Here is a 24,157-nt window from a genome sequence, read left to right as displayed (position 1 = left end):
CGTCACCGGCATGTTGCGAATGCGGACCCCCTCCCTGCTCGGACGCCGCGTACTCATCACGGGCGCGGCCCGCGGCATCGGCGCGGCCCTCGCCCGCCGCCTGCACCAGCGCGGAGCCCGCGTCCTGCTCACCGGCCTCGAGCCCGAGCTGCTGGCGAAGGTCGCGGCCGAATGCGGCGACGCCCCCTGGCTGCCCGCCGACGTCGCCGACCGCGCGGGGCTGACGTCCGCCGTCGACGACCTCGCCGAGATCACCGGCGGCCTGGACGTCGTCGTCGCCAACGCGGGCATCGCCTGCCAGTGGCCCGTCCTGACCGGCGATCCCGCCATCCTGGAGAAGACCTTCCAGGTCAACGTCCTCGGCACCTACAACACGCTGCGCGCGGCCGGACCGTACATCTCCCACCCGAGGGGCTACGCCTTGGCCGTCTCGTCCCTGGCCGCCGCCGTCCGCGCCCCGCTCCTGGGCGCCTACAGCTCCTCCAAGGCCGCCGTCGAGGCCCTGGGCGACACGCTGCGCGTCGAACTCCGTCCGACCGGCGCCAAGGTCGGCGTCGCCTACTTCGCCGAACTCGACACCGACATGACCCACCGAGGCTTCGACACCAAGGCCGTCACCGCCATGCGCACCGCGGGCTCCACCTTCACCGGCGTCACGCCCCTCAAAGCCGGCATAGACGCCCTGGAGACCGGCATCGCCTGGCGTTCCCGCCGCATCTACGCCCCCCGCTGGGTGGGCCCCGTTCTCCCCGCCCGGGCCTTGGCCCAGCGCGTCTTCGAACTCGTCATCGCCCCCTCCGTCCCCGAAGCCGTCCGTCTGGCCTCCGAGGAACACCCTCCTTTCACCACCCCCCAGCCCTGACCGGCCCGGCCGACGCGATACCGGCCTCCCCCGACGGCGGCAGCCCCGCCGAAGTGCTCGTCTCTCCTCTGCGCCGGCTCGCACCGGATGCCCGGCAGGTGCTCCGTACTGCAATAACATGAGCCGAAATGGATCTCGGTGAAGGGAACGGAATGTCGGGGAAAGTGCGGCCGATCACGCTCATCGGAGAACCGGTCCTGCACCGGCCGCTCAAGGAGGTCACCGAGTTCGACCAGTCGCTCAGGGACCTGGCCGACGACATGTTCGCCAGCATGTACGCGGCGAACGGGGTGGGCCTGGCCGCCAACCAGATCGGCGTCGACCTGCGGGTCTTCGTCTACGACTGCCAGGACGCCGAGGGCGAGCAGCACAAGGGGGTGGTGGTCAACCCGACCGTCGAGTTCCCCGACCGCGACCGCGTCCTCGACCACGACTCCGAGGGCTGCCTCTCGGTCCCCGGCCCCTACGCCGACGTCGCCCGGGTCGCTCATGTGCACTGCCACGGCTTCGACCTCGAGGGCAACCCGATCAGCCTGCACGGCACCGGCCAGCTCGCCCGCTGCTTCCAGCACGAGACCGACCACCTGAACGGCAAGCTCTACGTCGACCGCCTCTCGGCCAAGGCCCGCAAGCAGGTCATCAAGGAGTACGAGGCGCGGCGCGCCCAGGCCGCGGCCGAGCAGTCCTCCTGACCCCGCCCCGCGGGCGGCGTCTCCCCGTGCCGGGTGCCTTCGGCTCAACCGGGCGAGAGGGAGTCGCGGAGCATGCGGGTGATGCCGTCCAGCTGGACCACCGCCTGGCCGAAGAGGGCGCGGGCCTCCTCGAGCTGCTCCAGCGCCGAGCCGAGCTCGGCGCGGTCGTCGGCCAGGAGGATCTCGGCGAAGAGCACCGAGGTGCTGGCCAGCAGCCCGGTGGCGGCCCCGCGGGAGGCGGCCCCGGGAAGGCCGGTCAGCTCCCGGACGGTGCGCATGAGGCGTTTGAGCGCCACGGTGCGCTGCTGCCCTTCCGGGAGGACCGAGCGGTAGCCTTCGTCGAAACGAGACCAGTCCTTGCAGCGGCCTCCCGAACCGGCGGCCAGCTCCACCGCCGCCATCAGGCGGCCGGCCAGGCGGGCCGGGTCCGAGGAGGGCTCCGCCTCTCCCGGGCGCAGGAGCGCCAGCGCCCTCCCTGCCGCCTGAGGATCGAAATCGAACCCGTGATTCGCCATCGGTGTCCCTCCGTCTCCTGTACACCGGGTGCGTCGTGCTCCCGGAGTGGTCTCACGGATGCCATGGTCCGTCACCCGGCCCGCCGACAACGAACCGAACCAGATTCTGGGGACAAGCCGGCCCGGTCGGCCCCCGGCGCGAGGAACACGCGCGAGAAAACGAAGGAGAAAGCGGTGCTTGAGTTCGGCCCCGAGATGCTGGCCTTCTGGCGGGAACGGCATCTGTGCACCCTGACCACGCTCAGGCCCGACGGCACGCCGCACGTGGTGCCGGTGGGCGTCACGCTCGACCCCGAGGCCGGAGTCGCCCGGATCATCTGCGACGGCTCCTCGCGCAAGGCCCGCAACGCGGCGCGGGAGGGGGCGCGGGCGGCGGTGTGCCAGGTGGACGGCGCCCGCTGGTCCACCCTGGAGGGCACGGCCCGGGTCCTGCGCGATCCCGAGTCCGTCGCCGACGCGGTCCGCCGCTACACCGAGCGCTACCGCCCGCCCCGGGAGAACCCCGGCCGCGTGGTGATCGAGATAAGGATCACCCGCGTTCTGGGAAACACGAACTGAAGCCCTGCATCCCCGCGGTTGAACCGGCCAAAGCCGATCACGACTCAGGCATGGAGTGAACGGAATCCGGTTAGGGTTCCGGTGTGACCACCGGCGCAGACTCCCGAGGAGACTCCGAGTGAAGATCCGATTCGGCGTGGTGGCCGCCGCCGTGGTCACCTGGAGCTTCCGTGACGTCCCGCCCGCGCTGGGAGCACTGGATCCCGGGCCCAGGGTGCGCCGCTCGCCGCACTACCGGGACGGCGCGTTCCACAATCTCGACAAGGGCGGCTCCACCCAGCCGGACACCCGGCTGGCCGCCCGCGACATGCTGCGCCGGGAGCAGCGCAGGCCGCTGCTCCCGGTCCCGGTGGTGACCCCGAGATTCGGCCCGCCCGGCGACCTGGAGGTCTGCTGGCTCGGCCACGGCACCTCGCTGGTGGACATCGAGGGCAAACGGGTGTTGTTCGACCCGGTCTTCTCCGAACGCTGCTCCCCCAGCCGGCTGCTGGGCCCGCAGCGGGTGCACGAGGTGCCGGTGCGGGTGGAGGACCTGCCCAGGGTCGACGTGATCGCGATCTCGCACGACCACTATGACCACCTGGACCTGCCGTCGGTGAAGGCGCTGCTGCACACCCAGACCGCCCCGTTCGTGGTGCCGCTGGGCGTCGGCGCCCATCTGGAGTTCTGGGGCGTGCCGCCCTCGCGGATCATCGAACTCGACTGGGAGGAGTCCGCGGTCGTCGCCGGACTGAAGATCACCGCGACCCCGGCCCACCACTTCTCCGGCCGCGCCTTCAAACGCAACCCGACGCTGTGGTGCTCCTTCGTGGTCGCGGGCGGCAGGCGGAGGCTCTACTACAGCGGAGACTCGGGCTACTTCCCGGGTTACGCCCGGATCGGCGCCGCGCACGGCCCGTTCGACGTCACCCTCATCCAGGTCGGCGCCTACAGCACGGCCTGGCCCGACATCCACATGACCCCGGAGGAGGGTCTGGCCGCCCACCGCGACCTGCGGGGCGATCTGTTCATCCCGGTGCACTGGGGCACCTTCGTGCTCGCCCCCCACTCCTGGAACGACCCGCCGAACCGGGTCCGCGCCGAGGCCAAGGCCCTGGACCTCCGCGTCGCCATCCCCCGCCCCGGCGAGCGGATCCCCGTCGACGCCCCGCCCGACCCCGACGGCTGGTGGGAGCCCCTCGGCTGACCCCGCCCTCAGACGGGGCGGGACCGGTCCGGGGTCCCGACGGTTTCGGGGACGGCCGTCCGCGAGGCCCGGACGAACAGGCACGCGGCGGCGCCCAGCAGGATCGCCACGACGGCGAAGGCCTGGGTGGGGCGGATGGCGTCGATGAAGGCGGTCCCGAAGACCTCCTCGGCCAGCCGGGCCACCTGCGGCGGTGCCCCCTCCAGCGCGACCCGGTGGTGCGCACCCAGCTCCACGCCCCCCTCGACGGCCCGGGACAGTCCCGCGACGAAGCCCTCGCGCAGCGGTTCGGGCAGTTCGCCGGAGCGCTCCACGGCCTCGGCCCTCAGGGAGGAGGCCATCTGGCTCTGCAGGATGGCGCCGGCCACGGCACCGCCCAGTACCGAGCCGATCTGGCGGACGGTGTTGTTCACCCCGGCGGCCGACCCCGCCATGGCGGGCGGGATCTCGCGCATCGCCTCGGTGGCCATCGGGGCGAACACGCAGCCGATGCCCAGCCCTGCGACGAGCAGCGGGGGGAGGAGGACCGCCCAGTGGGCGTCCAGGCTCAGCGTCAGTGTCAACCAGGCCAGCCCCAGCGCGTACAGGAGCATCCCGAACAGCAGGATGCGCTTGCCGCCGATCCGGTCGGCGAGCCTGCCGGCGGCCGGCGCCAGCAGCATCGACACCACCGAGCAGGGCGCCAGCACCAGTCCCGCCTTCATCGGCGAGTAGCCCAGCACCGACTGCAGATAGAGGGAGATCGGCAGGAACATCCCGATCATGCCGATGGACACCGTCATGCCGACGAGGCTGAGAATCGTGAAGTTCCGCTGCCGCAGCAGCGAGAACGGCACCAGCGGTTCGGCGCCCTGGCGGCGCTTCTGCTGGATCGCGAACAGGCACAGGAGCACCGCCGACGCCGCGAACGACCCCTGGATCAGGCCGCCCCACCCGTAACGCTGGCCCTCGGTGAGCCCGAAGGCCAGGAAGAACAGCCCCAGGGTGGCCAGCAGGACGCCGGTCAGGTCCAGCCGGTGCTCCTCGGAGTACCGGACGTCCGGGATGACCGTCACGGCCAGGACCAGGACCAGAACGCCGATCGGCACGTTGACGAAGAAGATCCACCGCCAGTCCAGCAGGGTGACCAGCACGCCGCCGATGGTCGGCCCCGCGATGGTGGCCAGCCCGGCGACCCCGCCCCAGATCCCCATCGCCGCGCCCCGCCGGTCCGCCGGGAAGGTGGAGATGATCAGCGCCATGGTCTGCGGCATGAGCAGCGCGGCGCCCAGCCCCTGCAGCACCCGGGCGGCGATCAGCTGCCAGGGCGCCTGCGCCAGGCCGCACAGCAGCGAGGCGGCGGTGAAGACCGCCACGCCCAGCATGAACATCCGCCGCTGGCCGTGCAGGTCGCCCAGCCTGCCCGCGGTGATCAGCAGGACCGCGAGGACGAGGGTGTAGCCGCTGACCACCCACAGCACCTCGTCCAGGGAGGCGCCCAGGCGGTCGATCATGCTGGGGAGGGCGATGTTGACGATGGTCAGGTCCAGCAGGGTCATGAAGAACCCCAGGGCCAGCGTCAGCAGGATCGCCCAGGGGTGGCCGTGCCAGCGGCTCAGGGGGAGGTTCACGGCCGACGACGATACGCCATCGCCGTTCAGCGGTCCCTGATCTTCAGTCCCAGCGCCCCTGCGAGTTCGATCGCCTGGTGCGGGTCGATGACCGCCCCGTTGAGACGGGTGTTCCGCGGGTCCAGCGTGGACAGGTCGCTGCCCCGCAGGTCGCAGTTGTCGAAGACGGCCCGGTCCAGGCGGGCCCCCGACAGGTCGCAGTCCCGCACCGCCCCGTCGACGAAGCGCGCGCCGCCCAGTTCGGCCCCGCACAGCCGCACCCCGTGGATGGAGCAGCCGCTGAGGTCGGCCTTGGCCAGGCTCACCGACGACCAGTCGCCGCCCTCGGCCCGCAGCAGCCCGTACTGGCAGGACTCGAACCTGCTGCCGGCGAACCGGCACCGTTCGAACGTGGCATCGAAGAAGTCGCAGTTCACGAAGGTGCAGTCGACGAATTCCGCGTCCCCGTGCGCCGAGGCGTTGAACCGCACGTCACGGAAGGTGCAGCCGGTGAAGGAGGCGCCCCTGTTGGCCACCTCGGTCATGTCGTCCGCCACGAAGACCCGGTCGGTGAAGGTCTCCCCGGCTTCGATCTCCCTGCCGTTCCAGTCCATGACCTCAGGGTACGTTCCGGGAAGGTCCTCCCCCGGCCCGGCCTACGATCGGGGTATGGACTCCGAAGACTGGGACCGCAAGTACGCCGAGCAGGAGATGCTGTGGTCACTCGAGCCGAACCGGTTCGTGGCCTCTGAGCTGGCCGGGCTCCCGCCGGGCCGGGCCCTGGACCTGGCCTGCGGTGAGGGCCGCAACGCGCTCTGGCTGGCCGCGCGCGGCTGGCGGGTCAGGGCCGTCGACTTCTCCCCCATGGCCATCGCCAGGGCGAAGGAACTCGATCCGGAGGGCTCCGTCGAGTGGGAGGTCGCCGACCTGACCTCCTACCCCTTCCCCTCCGCGGAGGAGGACCTGGTGCTCGTCTCCTACCTGCACCTGCCGCCCGCCCAGATGCGGCCGCTGCTGCGCGACGCCGCCCGCGCGCTCGCGCCCGGAGGCGTGTTCTTCTTCATCGGCCACGACCTGAAGAACCTGACGGACGGTGTCGGCGGTCCCCAGGACCCCGAGATCCTGCACACGCCAGAGGCCGTCGCCGACGCGCTGTCCGGGCTCGAGGTCGTCCGGGCCGAGAGCGTCACCCGTCCCGTCGGAGAGCGGACCGCCGTCGACACCCTGGTGACGGCGAAGGCGCCCGGCTGACGTCTACAGCGCGCGCAGCCGCTCCCTGTCGGCGTCGGTGAGGGGCCGGTAGCGTCCGCCGGAGTCCCGGAAGAAGACGGTGCCGTTGTCGGGGATGCCTTCTTCGCGCAGTGCCCGGGTGAGCAGGCGCGCGTAGGCGCTGGTCTCGATCTCCTCGACGACGCGGATGAGGTCGGGCCCCTCCTCGGGGAAGGCCGCGGTGAAGTCCTCGGGCGAGACCGTCGTGCGCAGCGTGACGGCGGCGGCGAGCAGTTCGAACCGACCCGCCGGGATGCCGTACGCCACGGCCAGGTCGACCCCGGGCACGTCCCCGATGCGATCGCGGACGCCGCCCGTCGGCACCGTCCCGCGCGGTGTGCGGACGAGCTCGGACGTCCGGCCCACCATCCAGTAGTCGCCGTCCTCGTCCCGCTGGAAGAGGTCGCCCGTCGCCGTCCAGGAGTCGCCCGGCTCGAAGACCCCGCGCAGGGGTTCGGAGGAGCCGGCGCCCCGGGCCAGCAGCAGGCCCGTCTCCCCCGGGCCGCAGCGGACGGCGAACCCGTCCTTCCCGGGGACGATCAGGGCGCGGTCGAGGTCGTACCGCACGATGCGCATCCGGGCGCTGCCCGGCAGCGGACGTCCCAGCGACCCCGGCTTCTTGCCGGTCAGGTTCACCAGCACCGCCCCGCCGGAGCTTGAGGCGTAGAACTCCAGGACGCGGGCCGGTGCGAACCTCGCCTCCAGCCGCCGCCACAGTCCGCGCGGCATGCCCGAGCCGATGAACAGCCGGACCGAGTGGTGCCGTTCCCCCGGGTGCGGCGGAGCCTCGACCAGCCCGTGCAGCAGCGTCCAGGTGTAGGAGACGACCGTGACGCCGTACCTGCGGGCCTCCTCCCAGAACGTGGCCGGGTCGTAGGAGGTGGCCAGCGCCAGCCGCGCACCGCCCGCGATCGCCCCACCGAGGCTCATGAGCAGCGCGGACGGATGCGACAGCGGGGCCAGGCTGTAGACGGTGTCGGCCGGGGACAGCGCCGCCGACGAGGCGGTGCCGAACGCCGACAGCGCCCAGCGCCGGTTGGTGATCCGGCTGGCCCTGACGTCCTCGCCCGACCCGGTGAACAGGATGAACGCCAGGTCGCCGGCCCGGCCGGGGTTCGGCTCGTACCAGCCGGGCGGTTCGGCCTCGCCGGGGTCGACGCGCTCCAGGTCGGCCGGCCCCGCATCGCGCTCGCCGCCGCCCAGCAGGTGCACCTCGACGCCGTCGACGAGCCTGGCGTGCTCGGGGTCGGCGACGACCCTGGTGACCCGGCCCAGCGCCAGTTCCTGCGCCAGGTCGCCGTCGGGGCGCAGCAGCACCGCGACCGCGCCGATCCGGTTCAGCGCCGCGACCAGGCCCAGCGCGCTGGGCCTGGTGCCCATGAGCACCCCGATGTGCTCGCCCTGGCGCACCCCGATGGAGATGAGGCCGCGCACGACGCCGTCGATGCGGCGTTTGACGGCCGCCTGCGTGTGCGCCCTGTCCTCGAACAGGAAGAAGATGTCGTCGGGCGCGCGCCGGGCGTTCTCGTCGAGCAGCAGCCCCAGCGACACCCGGGTGTCGCCGGCGATGCGCTCCAGCCTGGCCAGCCGGGGCAGCAGCTCGGCGGCGGCCTCGCCGAACCCGACCACGTTCTTCACCGCCGCGGCGGTGGTGTCGACGGCCGAGCGCACCGCGCCGGCCCCCACCTGGACGGCGAGTTCCATCCCGTAGGCGATCCGGCCCTTGCCGAGCTCGTCCTCCTTCACCGGCCCGACCTCGGGCGGCACCATGCCCTGGCCGGCCCGCCAGTGCACCCAGCCCGCGACGACCGGCCAGGTGGACGCCGCCGCGTGCGAGCCGGCGACCAGCCCGAAGTGGCCGGTGCGCTGGCACGCCTCGTACACCTCGGCCCGGGGCGCGGCGCGGACGATGCCCCCGATGGTCAGGGGCGGGGCGATCTCGTCGACCTCGCCGACGAAGGCGAGCACCGGGCAGGAGATGTCGGCGAGGGTCACCAGCCTGTCGCCGATGACGAAGCCGCCGCGCAGCATGCGGTTGTGCGCGACGAACTGGCGCAGGAAGTCGGCCAGCGCGGGACCGGGCCAGGCGACCCAGCCCTCGCTCTGCATGAAGCGCCGCTGCCGCTCGCGCGGGGCGAGCACCTCGCGGTCGTGCAGCTGCAGCAGGAACTCCAGCCGGTTGCGGATGGACTTGGTGGGGCTGAGCGCCTGGAAGGCCGAGCGGGTCACCCAGCCGGGGATGGACAGGCCGGACAGCCCGGGGAGGTCGCCGAGCAGGTCGACGAACGGCCTGCGGGGGATCCACTCGGGCACGCCGAACGGGTTGGCCGCGTCCAGGTCGGCGGGGCTGCCGAAGGTGATGAGCGACTCGATGCCCTCGCTGCGCCGGTAGGCCGCCGTCTGGTAGGCGAACATGCCGCCCTGGGAGTACCCGGCGAGGTGCACGTCCCGGCCGGTGACCTGCTTGATGCGGTCGATGGCGTCGCTGACGGCCAGCACGTGGTCGGCGAGGGAGCGCCGCAGGCCACCGGGCTCCCGTTCGGGCCTGCCGAAGTCGACGACCCAGGGGTCGAGGCCGAGGTCGTGCAGGACGGCGACCGCGCTGGCCGCGGGCGCGATGTCGTAGATCTCCGCGGTGAGCATGAGCGGCGGCACCAGCAGGACGGACGGCCGCTCGCCGAGGGTGTCGGGGAAGTAGCGGCGCAGCCGGTAGACGGGCTGCTCGGCCACCACCCGGTACGGCGAGGCCTCCTCGTCCGTGCGCAGCCCGCCGAAGCGGGCCACCTCCAGCGCGTTCTGCGCGGTCGCGCTCAGCCCTCGCGCCAGCCGGTCCCCCAGCCGGACGAGGTTCTTGGGCAACGGTGCCGTCAGACGCTCCCTCACACGGGACATCGTCGCCGTTTACCCGGCCCCGGTCAACGGCCGACGTGCCGGTGACGAACCACACAGGCCGCCCTCGGCCGTTGTTGATTCGGTGTCGAATAGCGGGCCGTAGGCTCGAGGACATGTCCGCCCCGACCACCTGGACCCCGCCGCATCCGGCCCTCTTCAAGGCCCTGGACGTGGCGCTGGCTCCCATACGCGCTCTGAACGCCCCCGTCTTCCACGGCATCGAGAACGTGCCGCGGCAGGGCCCCGCCCTGCTCGTCGGCAACCACACGGTGATGCCACTTCTGGACGTGCCGGTGATGATGGCGGAGATCAGGGCGAGACGCGGGGTGTGGATCCGCTCGATCGCCGACCACGTCCACTGGCGGGTACCGCTGTGGCGGGACATCCTGCGCGTCGGCGGGTGCGTCGACGGCACCCGGGAGAACTGCCGCCGGATGCTGGCGGACGGCGAGACCGTGCTGGTGTTCCCCGGCGGCGCCTACGAGGTGACCAAGTTCCACGGGCAGAAGTACCAGCTCGCCTGGCAGGAGCGGCTCGGCTTCGTGCGGATGGCGATCGAGGCGGGCTGCCCGATCATCCCGTTCGGCGCCGTCGGCGTGGAGGACCAGTTCCCCATCCTGGTCGACTCCGCCCATCCCCTGCAGGCGCCGGTGCGGATGCTCAGCCACCGGATCCTGCGCCGCCGGGACCTGGTCTTCCCCGTCCTCGGCCTGGATCCGCGCCCGGAACGCCTCTACTTCTCCTTCGGGGAGCCGATCGACACCACCCAGTGGGCCGGGCTCGAGGACGACGTCATCGCGCTCACCCAGGCGCGCGACCTGGTCCGCAAGACGGTGGCGGGGCTGGTGGACGACCTGCTGGCCGAGCAGTCGGCGGATCCGGGACGCCGGCCCTGGGGAAGACTGTTCAGTAAGCAGTGAATTACCCCACAATCGGGTAGGCACGGTGCCCCTTCCGTGCCAGCATCGCTCCGAGCCCGGAGGAGGCCCCATGCGTCCCGTGCCCCTGGTCATCGAACGGCACCCGCACGTCAGCTGGCGGGCCAAGGCCCTCAACGCCGGGGTGAGGGCGGTGCTGACGCCCGCGATCCGGCGGGTCCCCCAGGGCCCGATCGACTTCCGCCGCGCCGCCTCCCTGGACCGTATGGCCCGGCGCGCCCGCCCGCCGAAGGGCACCCGGATGGAGCGCGTCCGGCTGGAGGGGTTCCACGCCGAATGGGTGCACGGCCCCGGGGTCGGCCGCGACCGCTCCCGGGCGATCCTCTACTTCCACGGCGGCGGCTGGATCTCCTGCGGGCTCAACACCCACCGGCGCATGATCGCCCGGCTGTCGGCAGCCGCCGGGATCCCCGCCCTGTCCGTCGCCTACCGGATGCTGCCCGAGGTCACCTTCGCCGACGAGGCCCTGGACTGCCTGGCCGCCTACAAATGGCTGCTGGAGCAGGGCGTCGAGGCGCGGAACGTCATCATGTCCGGCGACTCCGCCGGAGGCTACCTGACGTTCGCCACCGCGCTGCTCGCCCGGGAGGAGCGCCTGCCGATGCCCGCCGGGCTGATCGCCCTCTCCCCCATGCTCGACATGGACCTGACCGCCAAGGCCGCCCACCCGAACGTGGAGCTCGACCAGGTCAGCCTCATGCCGCTGCTGGACGCCTTCATCAGCGAGATCCTCGACGGCCTCGACCCGCTCGACCCCCGGGTCTCCCCCGTCCACGCCGATCTGAGCGGACTGCCGCCGTCCTACCTGTGCTGCAGCTCCAGCGAGGTGCTGGCCTGCGACTCCGAGCTGATGGCCGAGCGGCTCGCCGCCGCGGGTGTCCCGACGGTCCTGCAGACATGGGCGGGGCAGCTGCACGTCTTCCAGATGTTCGGGTCCGCGCTGCCCGAGTCCAGGGCCGCCATCGCCGCCTACGGCGGCTGGGCCCGCGAAGCGCTGAGACTGGCGGAGGAGAGGGAGGCGGCCTGATGGAGATCTTCGAGGACCTGCTGGCCGAGGGCGAGGAACTGGACGCCCTGGTCCGCGGCCTGGAGCCGGAGCGGTGGTCGCTGCCGACCCCCGCCGAGGGCTGGACCGTCGCCCACCAGATCGCCCATCTGGTGTGGACCGACCGGCAGGCCGTGCTGGCCGCCACCGACCCCGAGGCGTTCCGCGAGGCGGTGCGGTCGGCGCCCCCCGACCTGGTGGAGCGGGGCGCCGACCCTTCGGCCCACCCGCCGGGCGGCCTCCTGGAAGCCTGGCGGGCGAGCCGCGCCGAGGTGGTCGAGGCACTGCGCGCCGTCCCTCCCGGCGGACGGGTGCCCTGGTTCGGGCCTTCGATGGCCGCGCCCAGCATGGCCACCGCCCGGCTCATGGAGACCTGGGCGCACGGCCAGGACGTCGCCGACGCCCTCGGGGCCGACCGGCGGCCCACCGGCCGGCTGCGGCACGTGGCGCACATCGCCGTCCGTGCCAGGGACTACGCCTTCACTGTCAACGGCCTGACCGCGCCGGAGCAGCCCTTCCGCGTCGTCCTGGAGTCCCCCTCGGGGGACCAGTGGTGCTGGGGGCCGAGCACCGCCTCCCAGACGGTCACCGGCCCGGCCCTGGACTTCTGCCTGCTGGCGGTGCGCCGCCGCCACCGGGCCGACCTCTCCTTGGCCGCGCGGGGCGGGGACGCCTCCCGCTGGCTCGACCTCGTCCAGGCCTTCGCCGGCCCTCCGGGCCCCGGAAGGCCGCCCGCGAAGGCGTCCCCGGCGGCTTCGAGTACGCACTGAGGGCCGAGTTCCTGTAGGGTTAACGACGTCGCCACGGGGAAGCCCGAAAGGGAAAAACCGGCGGATGACAGGCGGAAGTGGCTCAGTGGTAGAGCATCACCTTGCCAAGGTGAGGGTCGCGGGTTCGAATCCCGTCTTCCGCTCGGAGAGGCCATCGCCTCGCGGTGGAGTGGCCGAGAGGCGAGGCAACGGCCTGCAAAGCCGTGTACACGGGTTCAAATCCCGTCTCCACCTCCACGGACGATTAGCTCAGCGGGAGAGCGCTTCCCTGACACGGAAGAGGTCACTGGTTCAATCCCAGTATCGTCCACTGCACGGTCCACCCGGCCGGTGAGCATCGCTCATCGGCCGGAGGGCCGAAGCGATCCGGGGGATCATCTCCCCCACGCGGAAGTGGCTCAGTGGTAGAGCATCACCTTGCCAAGGTGAGGGTCGCGGGTTCGAATCCCGTCTTCCGCTCCACGTCGAACACTCCGGCCCCGGCAATCTTTGCCCCGGCCAGACCTTCCGGCTGCCGATCCGGGGAACAGAACCGGCATGCCAGTAGCCTCCCCGTCCCACCGGTACTCACCAGGTTATGTCCTGCTGCTGGGCGCCGCCGCCGCGGTGATCGTCCTGGCCGGGCTGCGGGCCGTCTCCTCGGTAGCGGGGCCGTTCTTCCTCGCGCTCGTCCTCACCGTCGCGGTCACCCCGCTGCGCGCCATGCTGATGCGCCGGGGCCTGCCCTACCTGGTGGCCGCGCTGCTTCCCCTGGCCGTGGTGCTGCTGGGCCTGCTGGCGATGGCACTGGCACTGGCGCTGTCCGGGGCCCGGTTGGCCGCGCTGATCCCCGGCTACACCACCGAGCTCGCACAGAGCGGAAACCAGATCATCGAGCTGATGACCCGGTTCGGGATCACCACGACCGAGGCCCAGCAGTTCGTGGCCGGCCTCGATGTCAACAAGCTTCTGCCCTACGTCCAGTCGTTCATGAACGGGCTGCTGGGCGCCCTGTCGTCGGTGGTGCTGGTGGTCATCCTGCTCTACGGGATGAGCCTGGACGCGGTGGGGCTCAGCCGGGCGCTGGAACGTCTGTCCGCCGAGCGGCCGGAGCTGGTGGCGGCCCTGCGCGACTACGCGCGCGGCACCTACCGCTACCTCCTGGTCACCACCGTGTTCGGGGTGATCGTCGCGGTGCTGGACGTCGGCGCGCTGGCCTGGCTGGGCGTTCCGGCCCCGCTGGTGTGGGGCCTGCTGTCGTTCATCACCAACTACATCCCCAACGTCGGCTTCGTCATCGGCCTGGTGCCCCCGGCGCTGCTGGCCTGGCTGGAGAAGGGCTGGGTCACCGCGGTGTGGGTGATCGTGCTCTACTCGGTGATCAACTTCGTGCTGCAGTCACTGGTCCAGCCGAAGTTCGCGGGCGGGACGGTGGGACTGTCCATCACCGCCACCCTGCTGTCCCTGGTGTTGTGGAGCCTGGTCATCGGACCGCTCGGCGCGATCCTGGCCGTTCCGCTCAGCGCGCTGGCCCTCGCCCTCTTCGTCGACCCCGACCCCGGCAAACGCTGGCTCCGGCCCCTGCTGTCCGGGCGCTGAGCAGGACCGGGGCGAGATTGCCGCCCGGCGGCCCGGGTAGAAGACGATCACCGGTCGCGGGGGAGCCCGCGGCCTGTGGACATTCGGGGGGAAGACATGAGCAGTCTCATCGCGATCGCCTATCCGGAGGTGGCGACCGCCTTGAAGGTCCGTGACCGGCTGATCGGCATGCGCCGGGAGCACCTGCTCCAGATCGCCGACGCCGCCGTGCTGGAGAAACGGCCCGACGGTACGGTCAGGCTCCACCAGGTGCACGGGGCGTCGATCGGAGCCGCCTGGGGCCTGCTGTGGGGCGGCCTGATCGGGCTGCTGCTCTTCGTCCCGCTGCTGGGCGCGGTGCTCGACGCGGGGGCGAGCCCGGCGGCGGGCGCGCTGAACGAGCACGGCGCCGACGAGCGGTTCGTCAAGGAGCTCGGGGCCGCGCTGCGGCCCGGCGGAGCGGCCCTGTTCCTGCTGCTGGCCCAGCAGCCCCCGGAGCTGGTGCTCCCCGAGATCTCCGAGTACGGGGGCGAAGTCGTCCGGACCTCGCTGAGCCCCCTGCAGGAGACCTGCCTGCGCGAGGCCTTCCAGGCCGCCCGCGCCGCCTGACCGCCGCCGGAGGCCCCGCCGGCCTCCGGCCCTCACCCGCCCCGGGGTTTCCAGGCGCTCACGATGAAGGAGATCGCGCTCGTGACGATGACCAGGTCGAAGACCATCTGCACCGTCACGACGGCCCGCGCGCCCTGGGAGATCGGGGTGATGTCGCCGTACCCGACGGTGCACAGCGTGGACACCGTGAAATACAGGGAGTCCATCTTGGTCTCCAGCCCGGAGAAGCTCCCGGCGTTGCCGTAGTAGATCAGGGAGAAGAACAGCACGACCAGGTTCACCACGCCCAGCAGCGGGGCGAACCGCTCGATCATGAGGCGGTCCTCGCCCAGACTCCGGCGGGCCTGCACGACCAGCACCAGGGCGATCAGGCCGAGCGCCGCCAGCAGGACGAGGGCCCGGACGGCCGGTGTCCCCCCGCTCAGGTCCTTGCGGGTCATCGGCACCGAGAAGTAGAGGATCCCGAATCCGACGGTGCTCAGCACCATTCCGGCCCAGGAGCGCAGGCGTCTCAGCGTCATCGGTCCGGCTCGTCCCGGGCGAGGGCGTCGATCGCCACCGCGGCCGCCAGGACCAGCGGGACGTCGAAGCCCTGGGAGACGTCGACGGTGTAGGTGTCGCGCAGCCGCAGCCACTTGCGTGAGACCAGGGCGACACGGACGTCGTCGGAGTCGCGGACGACCTCGTACTCCTTACCGAGGAAGTCGCCGGTGACGGTCCACTCCTCGCCGCCCCTGAGGTCGACGCAGAACCGGTCGCGGACGAGCCTGACCTTCTTGTGCACCTTGGCGACGGCCCCGCCGTCACGTTCGACGACCATGGTCTCGCGCAGCGCGACGATCTTCCTCCTGATCGTCAGGAGCACCTCGCCGGTGTCGTCCTTCAGCTCGTAGGTCTGGCTCACCGGCAGCATCTTGCCGTCGAGCAGGAACACCCTGGCGCCCCGCTCGTCCTCGATCCAGGAGTCGTCCCCGATCGAGAAGGCCTTGTCCTGCACGCGGTACCGCATGACCGGGCTCCGTTCGTCGTTGACCGGAGCCCTACCCGTCCCGTCCTCGCGGAGCGGCCAAACGATGCCGAACTGTGGGCAACTGGCGGCAAAGTCGGGGTTCAGCCGATACGGACGGCGTCCAGGGCCAGGGCGAGCAGCACCACGTCGCGGGGCTCGTCCAGCTTGCGGGAGGTGATCTGCTCCAGTCGGCGCAGCCGGTTGAGGACGGTGTTGCGGTGGCAGTACAGCCGCCTGGCCGCCTCGGTGGTGGAGCCGACCTCCAGCCAGCAGGCCAGGGTGTCCAGCAGCGCGGACGCCTCGTGCTCGGGCAGCGCCAGCACCCCGGACATGATCTGGCGGCGGAGCAGTTCGGCCAGGTCGGGCGCGGCCAGCACGAACGACCGGACCAGATGCTCGTCCAGGGCGATGACCCCGCGGTCGCCGGGGCGGCGCCCGGCCAGCGCGGTCTCGGCCAGCCGCCGGGCGAAGCCCAGCGAGGCCAGGCCGCGCACCTTCGGGCTGAGCCCGATCGGGCCCTCCAGCTCGGCCTCCAGCGCCCGGGAGATCCGGCGGGTCTCCTCACCGCGCACGGTGATCACGGCGAGGTCCCCGTCGGCGCCGGGCGACCACACCACCCTCGAGCCGTCCAGGGTCTCGGGATGGCGGAACAGCCCGCCGCGCGCCGGGCGGGCGTACCGGGTGACCGCGACGGCGTAGCCGCCGTCCTCCTCCAGGCCCAGCGCGTCGTGAACGGCACCGACCAGCCCCGGATCCGGCTCGTCCGCCTCCAGGAGGCGGCCCAGCAGCATCCTGGCCCGCTCGTCCTGGAAGCGGCGCTGCTCGGCCTGGGCCTGCCGGTAGGCCTCGGCGGCGACGTCGGCCTGCCGCTCTATGCCCGCCCAGATGTGCATGCTGCTGCGCATCAGGAGATCCAGCCGGCCGGGGGACTCCTCGCGCACGGTCTTCACCATCTCGTCCCACACCAGTTGGACCGACAGGTGGTAGGCCTTCACCAGCTCGTCCAGCGGGACGCCCTGGGCCGCGCGGCGCCGGCCGGTGAGCGCCGCCTGGCTCAGCTCGCGCCGCTCCGGGCCGGGCTCGGGAATGGTGGCCAGCCCGTAGGTCAGGCCGAGCCTGACCGATTCGAACTGCTCGGCCTCGGACACCAGTCTCGCGCTGGAGGGGCAGGTCGCCCGGATCCTGGCCAGGAGCCGGCCGGCCAGTGTGGGGATGTCCGAGGCCAGCCGCTTGGCGGCCATGCCCACGACCTCCCGATGGGTGTCGTCCCGCTCGATGAGACCGAGTGCGCCCAACGTGTCCTCCCTGAGACGGTCATCCAGCTTGCCCAGATGGTGGACCCGCGCGCAAGACCTCCCGTTAAGTAATCGGATTATCACTTTGGGTATCCTCGAAGGGGGATCCTCGGGGGAGGTCGGACGCTGAGATCGATTCGTGCTCGCTACACGCTGCTGGTCACCATGCTGGTCGCGTTGCTCCTGCTGCTGCTCGGCACGGCCGCCGACCAGTACATCCGCTATTCCCTCAAAGGGGAGAACTACCGGGAACTCCAACGGACGGCCCTGGTCTGGGCGTCCCGCTACCGGCAGGGCTCGCTCCCCTCCCCCATCCCCACGGACGAGGGCGAGGCGAGCATCATCCAGGTGGTGAACGCCTCCGGCAAGGTGATCGGGACGAGCGAGGCGATCTCCGGGCGGCCCCCTTTGAGCGGGGTGCGGCCCCCCACCAATGACCGCATCGGCAACTTCATCGAGTGCGACCGGGACGACTGCCTGATGATCTCGGCCCTCCGGGTGAGCGAGCGCGAGGACTCCCCGGTCATCTATGCCGCGACCGCGGCCCCTCCCCTCCTCACCGGCCACCGACTGGAGTACACCCTCCTCCTGGCCTTCCTTCCGCTGCTGGGGCTCATCTCCTGGTCCGTCTGGCTGCTGACGGGCAGGACCCTGCGCTCGGTCGAGGAGATCAGGACCCGCATGGCCGCGATCACCGCCTCCGACCTGGGCATGCGGGTGCCCGTCCCCGAGAACGCCGAGGAGATCGCCGGGCTGGCGCGCACCGCCAACGACACGCTCTCCCGGCTGGAGAAGTCGGTGGAGGAACAGAGGCGGTTCGTCTCCGACGTCGCCCACGAACTGCGCAACCCGATAGCCGGCCTCAGCCTCCGTCTGGAGGAGGCGCTGCTCGACCGTGAGAGCGCCGACCCCTGGGAGGTGATCGAATCCGGCCTGGTCTCCTCCGAACGACTCTCCGCGATCGTCGACGATCTGCTGACCATCGCCCGGCTCCAAGCCAAGGCCCCGGAGATGGAGCCGATCGACCTGGGCGACTTCGTGGTCGCCAGGGCCCTGATCCACCCCCAGATCAAGGTGGACGCCGAACCCGGCCTCCTGGTGACGGGCAACCGGATCCGGCTGGCCCGGCTGCTGGCCAACCTCCTGAACAACGCCGTCCGCCATGCCGAGTCCAGGGTGGAGGTCAAGGTGGAGCGGGAGGGCGACCACGCGCTGCTGTCCGTCACCGACGACGGCTCGGGGATACCGCCGAAAGACCGGGAAAAGATCTTCGAACGTTTCGTCCGGCTGGAGGAAAGCAAGAAACGTGATCCCGCCGGGACCGGACTCGGCCTCCCCATCTCCCGGGAGATCGCCGAGGACCACGGCGGCAGCCTCGTGGTGGCCGACAGCGAGCGGGGTGCGCGCTTCGAACTGCGCCTGCCGTTGATCGAGGACTCCTCCGCCCTTCCGCCTCCATGAAAAAAATCACAGGATCCGGTGTGACATTCGGGGCCTTCCGTGCGCTTGACCATCCGTGGAACCGGAGGACCCCGATCTCGGCGAGCTCGTGCTGCTCGCCCAGAGGGGTGATGTCGACGCCTTCGACAGGATCTATACGGACGTGCAGCCCCGGCTGCTGCGCTACCTGAGGACCCTGGTCGGGGACGAGGCCGAGGACGTGGCGTCCGAGGCCTGGCTGCAGATCGCCCGTGACCTCGGAAAGTTCTCCGGGGATTCGGCGGGATTCCGCGGCTGGACAGCACGTATAGCCCGTAACCGGGCCATGGACCTGCTGCGGCGCAAGCAGCGGCGTCCGGTGGAGCCGGTGCCGCTGGACCGGCTGGTGGAGCTGGTCGGCTGCTCGGACGGGCCCGAACAGCTCGTCCTGGACGAGCTGGCGACCGACGCGGCCATCCGGTTCATCGCCTCGCTCCCCCGCGACCAGGCCGAGGCCGTGGTGCTGCGCGTGCTCTTCGAACTCGACTCCGCGGGCGCCGGGCAGGTACTGGGCAAGCGGGCGGGCGCCGTCCGCACCGCCGCCTACCGGGGACTGCGCAATCTGGCGAAGAAACTGGAGCGGTTTTCCGGGGAACCCGTGACGCGACGGATGACGGCGGCGCTAGAGGACACGACATGAACAGAGACAAAACGCCGCTGGACCGGGTGTTGGCCGCCCTCACCGTTCCGGCGCACCGAAGTGAGCTGGACGGCAGGGACCGGGCACTGGCGGCGTTCCGGGAGGCGGTGGCCCACCCGCTCCCGGCGACCCAAGGGAACCCCGTGAAGAGCACTCTGGCCAAGCTGCTGACCTTGAAGGTCGGCGTCGCGGCGCTCTGCGTGACGGTCCTGGGCGGCGGCGTGGCCCTCGCCACCGGAGCCGTCCCCCTACCCGGCAAAGACGAGAAGTCGGTCTCCCACGACAGGGACGTCCGGCTGGCGCCCAAGAGCGCTCCCTCCAACACTCCTTCCACCGGATCCCCGACGGCGCGGCCCACCCCGTCCGGCTCCCCCGAGGTCCGCCTGGCCGCGTTGTGCCAGCGGATCCTGCGGGACCCGAAGGGCCGCGAGTGGCGTCTCAAGCCCGCCGAAACCCGCGGCGCCGCCTATGCCGCCCTCGTCAAGGCCGCGGGCGGCAAGGACGAGGTGTACGACTACTGCCTCTCCTTGAAGCTCCCGAGCGCCGAGCCGAAGGCCTCCAGCCGCTCCTCGGCCAAACCCACCGACAAGCCCGGCAACAGTCCCAGCGTCCGTCCCTCGAAGAGGCCGACGAGCAAACCCGACCGGCCCAGCACCACCCGGTCCACCAGCACGAAGACGACCAAACGCTAGATGTTCGGCGGCCCGAGCCGTGGGCCGCCGAACACACCTCACTTGCCGCCGGGCTCCAAAGTGACCGCCTCCGGCTTGTAGGACTCGCCCTTGGTGTCCTCACCGGCCAGCCCGGCCAGCGCCTTCTCCACGTACTCGTTGGTGTAGGCCAGGCCTTCGGGCTCCTTGGTCAGGACCGTCTGCCCGTCGGCGTTCTTGGTCTCCAGGGACAGCTGGACGGTCCGCTTCCAGTCGGTCTCGTCGATGTAGCCGATGCCCTTCGGGGACGGCCAGACCAGCTTGTTGCTCTCGACCGTCTGCCACAGCTGGTGGCTGGCGCCGAGCTTCGAGCCCTTGGCCACGACCAGGTCGCGGCACTCGGCGGCGTTGTCGCGGCAGTACATCCAGCCCTTCATGCTGGCCTTGAGGAACTTGACCGTGGTGTCCTGGTAGGTCTTGTCCTCCAGCCGCGAGGTCGACGCCCAGATCGCGTCCTGCAGCATCGAGGTGCCGACCTCGTTCCAGTCCAGGACGGTGAAGTCCTCCGGCTTGTACAGCTCGCCCGTCTTGGGGTTCTCCGCCTCCAGGAGCTGCGCGTACTCGTTGTAGGACATCGCCTGGGCCGCGTCGATGTCGCCCTGGAGCAGCGCCTGCATGTCGAACTGCTGCTGGACCAGCTGGACGTCCTCGCCCGGGTCGAGCCCGGCCTTGGTCATCGCGGCGAACAGCTCGTACTCGTTGCCGAAGCCCCAGTTGCCGACCTTCTTGCCCTTCAGGTCCGCGGGGGTCTTGATCCCGCTGTCGGCGAAGGAGACCTGGTAGGTGCCCGAGCGCTGGAAGATCTGGCCGACGTTGGTGATCTGCGCGCCCTGCTCGCGGGAGGCCAATGCCTTGGGCACCCACGAGATGGCGTAGTCGGCACGGTTCTGGGCCAGGACGGTCTGCGGGACGATGTCCACCCCGCCCTCGAGGATCTCGACGTCGAGGCCCTCCGCTTTGTAGAAGCCCTTGTCGAGGGCGGCGATGTAGCCGGCGAACTGGGCCTGGACGAACCACTGCAGCTGCAGTCTCACCTTGGTGGGGCCGGACGTGCTCTCACCGTCCTGGGTGTCGGCGGTGCCGCACCCGGTGAGCAGCAGGCCCGCGGTCAGCAGGCCGAGGATTCTCTTCACGTGTTCTCTTTCCTCCGGAAAGGGGGCATGGGGTGGGAGGTCAGGCGGCGGACCGCTTCCACGGGGTCGTCAGGCGTTCGATCGCCAGCGCGGCCGCGTAGAACAGCAGTCCGAGGACGCAGGCCCCGGCCACGAAGGCCCAGGCCCGGGGGTAGGCGGTGTTGGCGGCGGCCGAGGTGATCCGCGAGCCCAGGCCGTCCTGCAGGCCGCCGAAGTACTCCGAGACGACCGCCGCGATGACCGCGAGCGAGGACGCCTGGCGCAGCCCGGTGAAGAAGAACGGGAGCGCGCCGGGCAGCCGGACGTGCCGGTTGAAGGCCCACGGGCCGGCCGCGTAGGAGTCCATCAGCTCGGTGTGCGTCGGATCGACCTCGCGCAGGCCGCGCAGGGTGTTGAGGAACACCGGGAAGAAGACCACCAGGGCCACCACCGCACGGCGCGGGATGCTGCTGGTGGACTCGAACATATTGTTGAGGATCGGCGCCAGCGCGATGATCGGCAGCGCGTTCAGCGCGGCCACCAGCGGCATGGAGACCTCCCCGAGCCCGGTGAAGCGGGTCGCGGCCAGCGCGGCGAGCAGGGCGAACACCGTGCCCGCGACCAGGCCGACGAGCGTGTTCAGCCCGCTGGCCAGCCCGGTCTCCACGATGGTCTCGAAGTTCTCGACGAGTTCGGTGAAGACGGCCGAGGGAGCGGGCAGCACATAGGGGGCGACCCTTCCGACCTTGACGAACGTCTCCCACAGGACGAGGGCGCCCACTCCGACGACGGCGGGCGCGAACACCGCACGGACGTTCACGACGGCTCCACCTGCGCCGGAACCGCGGGGGCGGCCGGGGCGCGCAGGGCACGCCGCACCTCGGTGACGGCCTCGAAGAACTCCGGGGCCTGCCGGGTCGCCTCGGTGCGCTCTCCCAGCGGGACGTCCACCACCTCGGTGACGCGTCCGGGCCTCGCGGACATGACCACCACCCGTCCGGAGAGGAACACCGCCTCGTCGATGGAGTGGGTGACGAACACGACGGTCGTGCCGGTGGCGGCGCAGATCCGCAGCAGTTCACCCTGGAGGCGTTCGCGGGTCATCTCGTCCAGGGCTCCGAACGGCTCGTCCATGAGCAGCAGAGGCGGCGCGTCGGCGAGCGCGCGGGCGATGGAGACACGCTGCTGCATACCGCCCGACAACTGGGCCGGGTAGTGCCCGGCGAAGTCCGAGAGGCCGACGAGTTCCAGCATCTCCAGCGCCCTGGCGCGCCGTTCCGAACGTCCCGTGCCGCGCAGTTCCAGCGGGAGTTCCACGTTGCGCTGCACGGTGCGCCAGTCGAACAGGCCGGCTTTCTGGAAGACCATGCCGTAGCGGCGTTCCTTGCGTGCCTGCGCCGCGGTCCTGCCCGCGACCGTGACGGTCCCGGTGGTCGGCGGCAGCAGGTCGGCGATGAGCCGCAGCAGGGTGCTCTTGCCGCAGCCGGACGGGCCGATCAGCGACACGAACTCCCCGGCCTCGATCTTCAGGTCCCCCGCAGCGACCGCGGTGACCTCGTCGGGCCGGCCGGGGTTGAACACCTTGGTGACTCCGGACAGCTCGATCACGTGGCGGCTCCTCTGACGAACAGGCGCTGGGCGAGCACCAGCAGCCCGGTGACGGCGAGGCCCAGCAGGACCGCGCCGAGCATCGCGGTGTAGACCTTGGCCGGGTCGGTGGTGGCCTCGCGCGAGTACTCGATGACCAGGCGGCCGATGCCGCCCTTGGTTCCGGTGGAGATCTCCCCGACCACCGCGCCCACCACCGCGGCGGCCCCGGCCAGGCGCAGCGAGGGGAACAGGAACGGCGTCGCGGCGGGAAGCCGCAGCTTGACCAGGGTGTGCCACCAGCCCGCCGAGTAGCTGCGCATGAGCTCCACCGCCTCGGGAGGCGGCGACTGCAGGCCGCGCAGCAGGCCGACCGCGACCGGGAAGAACGCCAGGTAGGCGGCGATCACCGAGACGGTCGCCCACTGAGGCATGATCGTCCCGCCCCAGCCGGCGATGAGCGGGGCCAGCGCGACCAGCGGGACGGTCTGGGAGAGCACGACGTAGGGCAGCAGCCCGCGCTCGGCGAACCGGAACCGCTCCATCAGGACCGCCAGCGCCAGCCCGAACAGCGCCCCGGCGGCGAACCCTGCGGCGACGATGCCGAGCGTGGTCAGGCACGCCCCGAGCAGGACCCGCCAGATCGGGTCCCCGCCGGTCAGCTCCGGGTCGCCGAGCCGGGCCAGGACCGTCCACAGGTGCGGCATGGACAGGTCGCTCGCCCGGGGCAGGATCCGGACTCCGGCGACGGTCGTCCCGTCGTCGGAGCCCAGCCACTTGTAGAGCTCCCAGACTCCGGCGGCCGCGGCCACCAGGCTCAGGGAGCCGAGGACCCTTCTCACAGCCCGGCCACCGCCGGGATGATGTGCTCGCCGTAGGCGGCCAGGGTGTTCTCGTTGTCGTCGTGCTGCAGGTAGACGGCGAACTGGTCGACGCCCAGGTCGCTCAGCTCCTTCAGCCGGGCCAGGTGGTCCTCCACCGGCCCGAGGACGCAGAACCGGTCGATGATCTCGTCGGGCACGAAGTCGGTGTGGGTGTTCCCGGCCCGTCCGTGCTCGGCGTAGTCGTAGTCCTTGCGGCCCTTGATGTAGTCGGTGAGGGCCTTGGGGACGGCCGAGCCGTCGGCGCCGTAACGTTCCAGGAGGTCGGCGACGTGGTTGCCGACCATGCCGCCGAACCAGCGGGTCTGCTCGCGCTGGTGCGCCAGGTCGTCTCCGACGTAGGCGGGGGCGGCGACGCAGAAGGTGAGGGAGTCCGGGTCGCGGCTGGCCTTCTCGGCGGCGGCTTTGACCGCGCCGATCGTCCAGGCGGCGATGTCGGGGTCGGCCAGCTGCAGGATGAAGCCGTCGCCGACCTCCCCGGTCAGGGCCAGGGCGCGCGGCCCGTAGGCGGCGACCCAGACCGGCAGCGACCCGTCCTTCACCCAGGGCAGGTGGATCCGCTGTCCCCGGACGTCGGCGACGCGGCCCTCTGCCAGGTCGCGGACGGCCTTGACGCAGGAGCGCAGCTCGGCGATGGTCGTCGGCTTGAGACCGAGGGTGCGCAGCGCCGAGTCGCCCCGGCCGATGCCGCAGACCGTGCGGTTGCCGAACATCTCGTTGAGGGTGGCGAAGTGCGAGGCGGTCACCGACCAATCCCGGGTGCCGGGGTTGGTGACCATGGGACCGACCATGACGCGTTCGGTCCTCGCCAGGATCTGGCTGTAGATGACGAAGGGCTCCTGCCACAGCAGGTGGGAGTCGAAGCTCCACACGTGGCTGAAGCCCGCCTGCTCGGCCATGACCGCCAGGTCCACCACGGACGAGGCGGGCGGATCGAGCTGGAAGACTGCTCCGATGTCCAA

The 24,157-nt window shown here is 71.4% G+C and carries 25 protein-coding genes and 4 tRNA genes; 17 read left to right on the top strand and 12 right to left on the bottom strand.

Annotated elements, in window-relative coordinates:
• Positions 1–10 precede the first annotated feature (10 nt).
• Both ABGB12_RS17015 and def read left to right on the top strand, forming a co-directional pair.
• Complete coding sequence (locus tag ABGB12_RS17015) at positions 11–862, top strand: SDR family NAD(P)-dependent oxidoreductase (RefSeq protein ID WP_347678914.1); 852 nt, start codon at positions 11–13, stop codon at positions 860–862.
• Positions 863–990: 128 nt separating this feature from the next.
• Entirely contained in the window at positions 991–1,554 is a 564-nt protein-coding gene (gene def / locus ABGB12_RS17010) for a peptide deformylase (protein WP_347678912.1), read from the top strand.
• A 44-nt stretch (positions 1,555–1,598) separates the two neighbouring features.
• On the opposite strand, the gene ABGB12_RS17005 is transcribed toward def, so the two are convergent.
• Positions 1,599–2,069 carry a hypothetical protein gene (locus tag ABGB12_RS17005; RefSeq protein WP_347678910.1) on the bottom strand — a complete coding sequence of 157 codons (471 nt, stop codon included), beginning with the start codon at positions 2,067–2,069 and terminating at the stop codon, positions 1,599–1,601.
• A 195-nt stretch (positions 2,070–2,264) separates the two neighbouring features.
• Between ABGB12_RS17005 and ABGB12_RS17000 the strand changes: the two genes are divergently transcribed.
• Together ABGB12_RS17000 and ABGB12_RS16995 are read left to right on the top strand one after the other, a co-directional pair.
• Positions 2,265–2,627 carry a PPOX class F420-dependent oxidoreductase gene (locus ABGB12_RS17000; RefSeq protein ID WP_347679194.1) on the top strand — a complete coding sequence of 121 codons (363 nt, stop codon included), beginning with the start codon at positions 2,265–2,267 and terminating at the stop codon, positions 2,625–2,627.
• 118 nt (positions 2,628–2,745) lie between these two features.
• On the top strand, positions 2,746–3,813 hold the full coding sequence (locus ABGB12_RS16995) for an MBL fold metallo-hydrolase (protein WP_347678908.1): 1,068 nt from the start codon (positions 2,746–2,748) through the stop codon (positions 3,811–3,813).
• Between the two features lie 8 nt (positions 3,814–3,821).
• Here the strand turns inward: ABGB12_RS16995 and ABGB12_RS16990 are convergent, their stop codons facing one another.
• The gene (locus ABGB12_RS16990; protein WP_347678906.1) at positions 3,822–5,423 is read right to left on the bottom strand and encodes an MFS transporter; all 1,602 of its coding nucleotides are present in this window, start codon (positions 5,421–5,423) and stop codon (positions 3,822–3,824) included.
• Positions 5,424–5,449: 26 nt separating this feature from the next.
• A complete protein-coding gene (locus tag ABGB12_RS16985) occupies positions 5,450–6,016 on the bottom strand; it encodes a pentapeptide repeat-containing protein (protein ID WP_347678904.1) in 567 nt (188 codons plus the stop codon).
• Between the two features lie 55 nt (positions 6,017–6,071).
• Here ABGB12_RS16985 and ABGB12_RS16980 point away from each other — a divergent pair, with 55 nt between their 5' ends.
• Complete coding sequence (locus ABGB12_RS16980) at positions 6,072–6,653, top strand: class I SAM-dependent methyltransferase (protein WP_347678902.1); 582 nt, start codon at positions 6,072–6,074, stop codon at positions 6,651–6,653.
• A gap of 3 nt (positions 6,654–6,656) precedes the next feature.
• Here ABGB12_RS16980 and ABGB12_RS16975 read toward each other — a convergent pair whose 3' ends face one another.
• On the bottom strand, positions 6,657–9,554 hold the full coding sequence (locus ABGB12_RS16975; RefSeq protein WP_347678900.1) for an AMP-binding protein: 2,898 nt from the start codon (positions 9,552–9,554) through the stop codon (positions 6,657–6,659).
• A 122-nt stretch (positions 9,555–9,676) separates the two neighbouring features.
• Here ABGB12_RS16975 and ABGB12_RS16970 point away from each other — a divergent pair, with 122 nt between their 5' ends.
• The 9 genes from ABGB12_RS16970 to ABGB12_RS16930 all read left to right on the top strand — a co-directional run bounded on the left by ABGB12_RS16970 (position 9,677) and on the right by ABGB12_RS16930 (position 14,482).
• Positions 9,677–10,483 carry a lysophospholipid acyltransferase family protein gene (locus ABGB12_RS16970; protein WP_347678898.1) on the top strand — a complete coding sequence of 269 codons (807 nt, stop codon included), beginning with the start codon at positions 9,677–9,679 and terminating at the stop codon, positions 10,481–10,483.
• A gap of 70 nt (positions 10,484–10,553) precedes the next feature.
• A complete protein-coding gene (locus tag ABGB12_RS16965; protein ID WP_347678896.1) occupies positions 10,554–11,528 on the top strand; it encodes an alpha/beta hydrolase in 975 nt (324 codons plus the stop codon).
• Positions 11,528–12,316, top strand: coding sequence for a TIGR03084 family metal-binding protein (locus tag ABGB12_RS16960; RefSeq protein WP_347678894.1), 789 nt, complete (start codon positions 11,528–11,530; stop codon positions 12,314–12,316). The genes ABGB12_RS16965 and ABGB12_RS16960 overlap by 1 nt, the downstream gene beginning before the upstream one ends.
• A 71-nt stretch (positions 12,317–12,387) precedes the next feature.
• A tRNA-Gly gene (locus ABGB12_RS16955) sits at positions 12,388–12,459 on the top strand.
• Between the two features lie 20 nt (positions 12,460–12,479).
• Positions 12,480–12,553, top strand: a tRNA-Cys gene (locus ABGB12_RS16950).
• Between the two features lies 1 nt (position 12,554).
• Positions 12,555–12,626 (top strand) — tRNA-Val (locus tag ABGB12_RS16945).
• Positions 12,627–12,703: 77 nt separating this feature from the next.
• Positions 12,704–12,778, top strand: a tRNA-Gly gene (locus ABGB12_RS16940).
• Between the two features lie 75 nt (positions 12,779–12,853).
• Positions 12,854–13,894 (top strand): AI-2E family transporter, encoded by a 1,041-nt coding sequence (locus ABGB12_RS16935; protein WP_347678892.1) that lies wholly within the window; start codon positions 12,854–12,856, stop codon positions 13,892–13,894.
• A 96-nt stretch (positions 13,895–13,990) separates the two neighbouring features.
• Positions 13,991–14,482, top strand: coding sequence for a DUF1269 domain-containing protein (locus tag ABGB12_RS16930; protein ID WP_347678890.1), 492 nt, complete (start codon positions 13,991–13,993; stop codon positions 14,480–14,482).
• 32 nt (positions 14,483–14,514) lie between these two features.
• Here the strand turns inward: ABGB12_RS16930 and ABGB12_RS16925 are convergent, their stop codons facing one another.
• From ABGB12_RS16925 to ABGB12_RS16915, 3 genes are all read right to left on the bottom strand, one after another.
• Positions 14,515–15,003 (bottom strand): potassium channel family protein, encoded by a 489-nt coding sequence (locus tag ABGB12_RS16925; protein ID WP_347678888.1) that lies wholly within the window; start codon positions 15,001–15,003, stop codon positions 14,515–14,517.
• Complete coding sequence (locus ABGB12_RS16920; RefSeq protein WP_347678887.1) at positions 15,000–15,491, bottom strand: LURP-one-related family protein; 492 nt, start codon at positions 15,489–15,491, stop codon at positions 15,000–15,002. The genes ABGB12_RS16925 and ABGB12_RS16920 overlap by 4 nt, the downstream gene beginning before the upstream one ends.
• A 101-nt stretch (positions 15,492–15,592) precedes the next feature.
• Positions 15,593–16,786 (bottom strand): helix-turn-helix domain-containing protein, encoded by a 1,194-nt coding sequence (locus ABGB12_RS16915; protein ID WP_347678886.1) that lies wholly within the window; start codon positions 16,784–16,786, stop codon positions 15,593–15,595.
• Between the two features lie 165 nt (positions 16,787–16,951).
• Between ABGB12_RS16915 and ABGB12_RS16910 the strand changes: the two genes are divergently transcribed.
• From ABGB12_RS16910 to ABGB12_RS16900, 3 genes are read left to right on the top strand one after another with little or no spacing between them, the layout of a single operon-like run.
• A complete protein-coding gene (locus ABGB12_RS16910; RefSeq protein WP_347678885.1) occupies positions 16,952–18,247 on the top strand; it encodes a HAMP domain-containing sensor histidine kinase in 1,296 nt (431 codons plus the stop codon).
• Between the two features lie 55 nt (positions 18,248–18,302).
• The gene (locus ABGB12_RS16905) at positions 18,303–18,905 is read left to right on the top strand and encodes an RNA polymerase sigma factor (protein ID WP_347678883.1); all 603 of its coding nucleotides are present in this window, start codon (positions 18,303–18,305) and stop codon (positions 18,903–18,905) included.
• Positions 18,902–19,597 (top strand): hypothetical protein, encoded by a 696-nt coding sequence (locus ABGB12_RS16900; RefSeq protein ID WP_347678881.1) that lies wholly within the window; start codon positions 18,902–18,904, stop codon positions 19,595–19,597. Before ABGB12_RS16905 ends, ABGB12_RS16900 begins: the two co-directional genes overlap by 4 nt.
• Before the next feature lie 38 nt (positions 19,598–19,635).
• On the opposite strand, the gene ABGB12_RS16895 is transcribed toward ABGB12_RS16900, so the two are convergent.
• Genes ABGB12_RS16895 through ABGB12_RS16875 form a run of 5 tightly spaced genes read right to left on the bottom strand, consistent with a single transcriptional unit; the run spans position 19,636 to position 24,157 of the window.
• Positions 19,636–20,748: an ABC transporter substrate-binding protein gene (locus tag ABGB12_RS16895; RefSeq protein WP_347678879.1), complete on the bottom strand. Its 1,113-nt coding sequence runs from the start codon at positions 20,746–20,748 to the stop codon at positions 19,636–19,638.
• A gap of 40 nt (positions 20,749–20,788) precedes the next feature.
• Positions 20,789–21,547, bottom strand: coding sequence for an ABC transporter permease (locus ABGB12_RS16890; protein WP_347678877.1), 759 nt, complete (start codon positions 21,545–21,547; stop codon positions 20,789–20,791).
• Positions 21,544–22,335 (bottom strand): ABC transporter ATP-binding protein, encoded by a 792-nt coding sequence (locus ABGB12_RS16885; RefSeq protein WP_347678875.1) that lies wholly within the window; start codon positions 22,333–22,335, stop codon positions 21,544–21,546. Before ABGB12_RS16885 ends, ABGB12_RS16890 begins: the two co-directional genes overlap by 4 nt.
• Positions 22,332–23,156, bottom strand: a complete 825-nt coding sequence (locus ABGB12_RS16880) for an ABC transporter permease subunit (protein WP_347678873.1) — start codon at positions 23,154–23,156, stop codon at positions 22,332–22,334. The genes ABGB12_RS16885 and ABGB12_RS16880 overlap by 4 nt, the downstream gene beginning before the upstream one ends.
• Positions 23,153–24,157 carry a TIGR03842 family LLM class F420-dependent oxidoreductase gene (locus tag ABGB12_RS16875; protein ID WP_347678871.1) on the bottom strand — a complete coding sequence of 335 codons (1,005 nt, stop codon included), beginning with the start codon at positions 24,155–24,157 and terminating at the stop codon, positions 23,153–23,155. The genes ABGB12_RS16880 and ABGB12_RS16875 overlap by 4 nt, the downstream gene beginning before the upstream one ends.

The organism is Actinocorallia sp. B10E7 (genome assembly GCF_039871655.1).
Taxonomy (GTDB): Bacteria; Actinomycetota; Actinomycetes; order Streptosporangiales; family Streptosporangiaceae; genus Actinocorallia.
Note: the sequence above shows the minus strand (reverse complement) of the source record. Positions and strands in the feature narration are given on the sequence as shown.

What these genes read in the sequence shown, in the direction of transcription:
- ABGB12_RS17015 (WP_347678914.1), top strand. Translation starts at nt 11, where the DNA reads ATGTTGCGAATGCGGACCCCCTCCCTGCTCGGACGCCGCGTACTCATC.
- def (WP_347678912.1), top strand. Translation starts at nt 991, where the DNA reads ATGGATCTCGGTGAAGGGAACGGAATGTCGGGGAAAGTGCGGCCGATC.
- ABGB12_RS17005 (WP_347678910.1), bottom strand. Translation starts at nt 2,069, where the DNA reads ATGGCGAATCACGGGTTCGATTTCGATCCTCAGGCGGCAGGGAGGGCG.
- ABGB12_RS17000 (WP_347679194.1), top strand. Translation starts at nt 2,265, where the DNA reads ATGCTGGCCTTCTGGCGGGAACGGCATCTGTGCACCCTGACCACGCTC.
- ABGB12_RS16985 (WP_347678904.1), bottom strand. Translation starts at nt 6,016, where the DNA reads ATGGACTGGAACGGCAGGGAGATCGAAGCCGGGGAGACCTTCACCGAC.
- ABGB12_RS16980 (WP_347678902.1), top strand. Translation starts at nt 6,072, where the DNA reads ATGGACTCCGAAGACTGGGACCGCAAGTACGCCGAGCAGGAGATGCTG.
- ABGB12_RS16970 (WP_347678898.1), top strand. Translation starts at nt 9,677, where the DNA reads ATGTCCGCCCCGACCACCTGGACCCCGCCGCATCCGGCCCTCTTCAAG.
- ABGB12_RS16965 (WP_347678896.1), top strand. Translation starts at nt 10,554, where the DNA reads ATGCGTCCCGTGCCCCTGGTCATCGAACGGCACCCGCACGTCAGCTGG.
- ABGB12_RS16960 (WP_347678894.1), top strand. Translation starts at nt 11,528, where the DNA reads ATGGAGATCTTCGAGGACCTGCTGGCCGAGGGCGAGGAACTGGACGCC.
- ABGB12_RS16935 (WP_347678892.1), top strand. Translation starts at nt 12,854, where the DNA reads ATGCCAGTAGCCTCCCCGTCCCACCGGTACTCACCAGGTTATGTCCTG.
- ABGB12_RS16930 (WP_347678890.1), top strand. Translation starts at nt 13,991, where the DNA reads ATGAGCAGTCTCATCGCGATCGCCTATCCGGAGGTGGCGACCGCCTTG.
- ABGB12_RS16925 (WP_347678888.1), bottom strand. Translation starts at nt 15,003, where the DNA reads ATGACGCTGAGACGCCTGCGCTCCTGGGCCGGAATGGTGCTGAGCACC.
- ABGB12_RS16920 (WP_347678887.1), bottom strand. Translation starts at nt 15,491, where the DNA reads ATGCGGTACCGCGTGCAGGACAAGGCCTTCTCGATCGGGGACGACTCC.
- ABGB12_RS16910 (WP_347678885.1), top strand. Translation starts at nt 16,952, where the DNA reads ATGCTGGTCGCGTTGCTCCTGCTGCTGCTCGGCACGGCCGCCGACCAG.
- ABGB12_RS16900 (WP_347678881.1), top strand. Translation starts at nt 18,902, where the DNA reads ATGAACAGAGACAAAACGCCGCTGGACCGGGTGTTGGCCGCCCTCACC.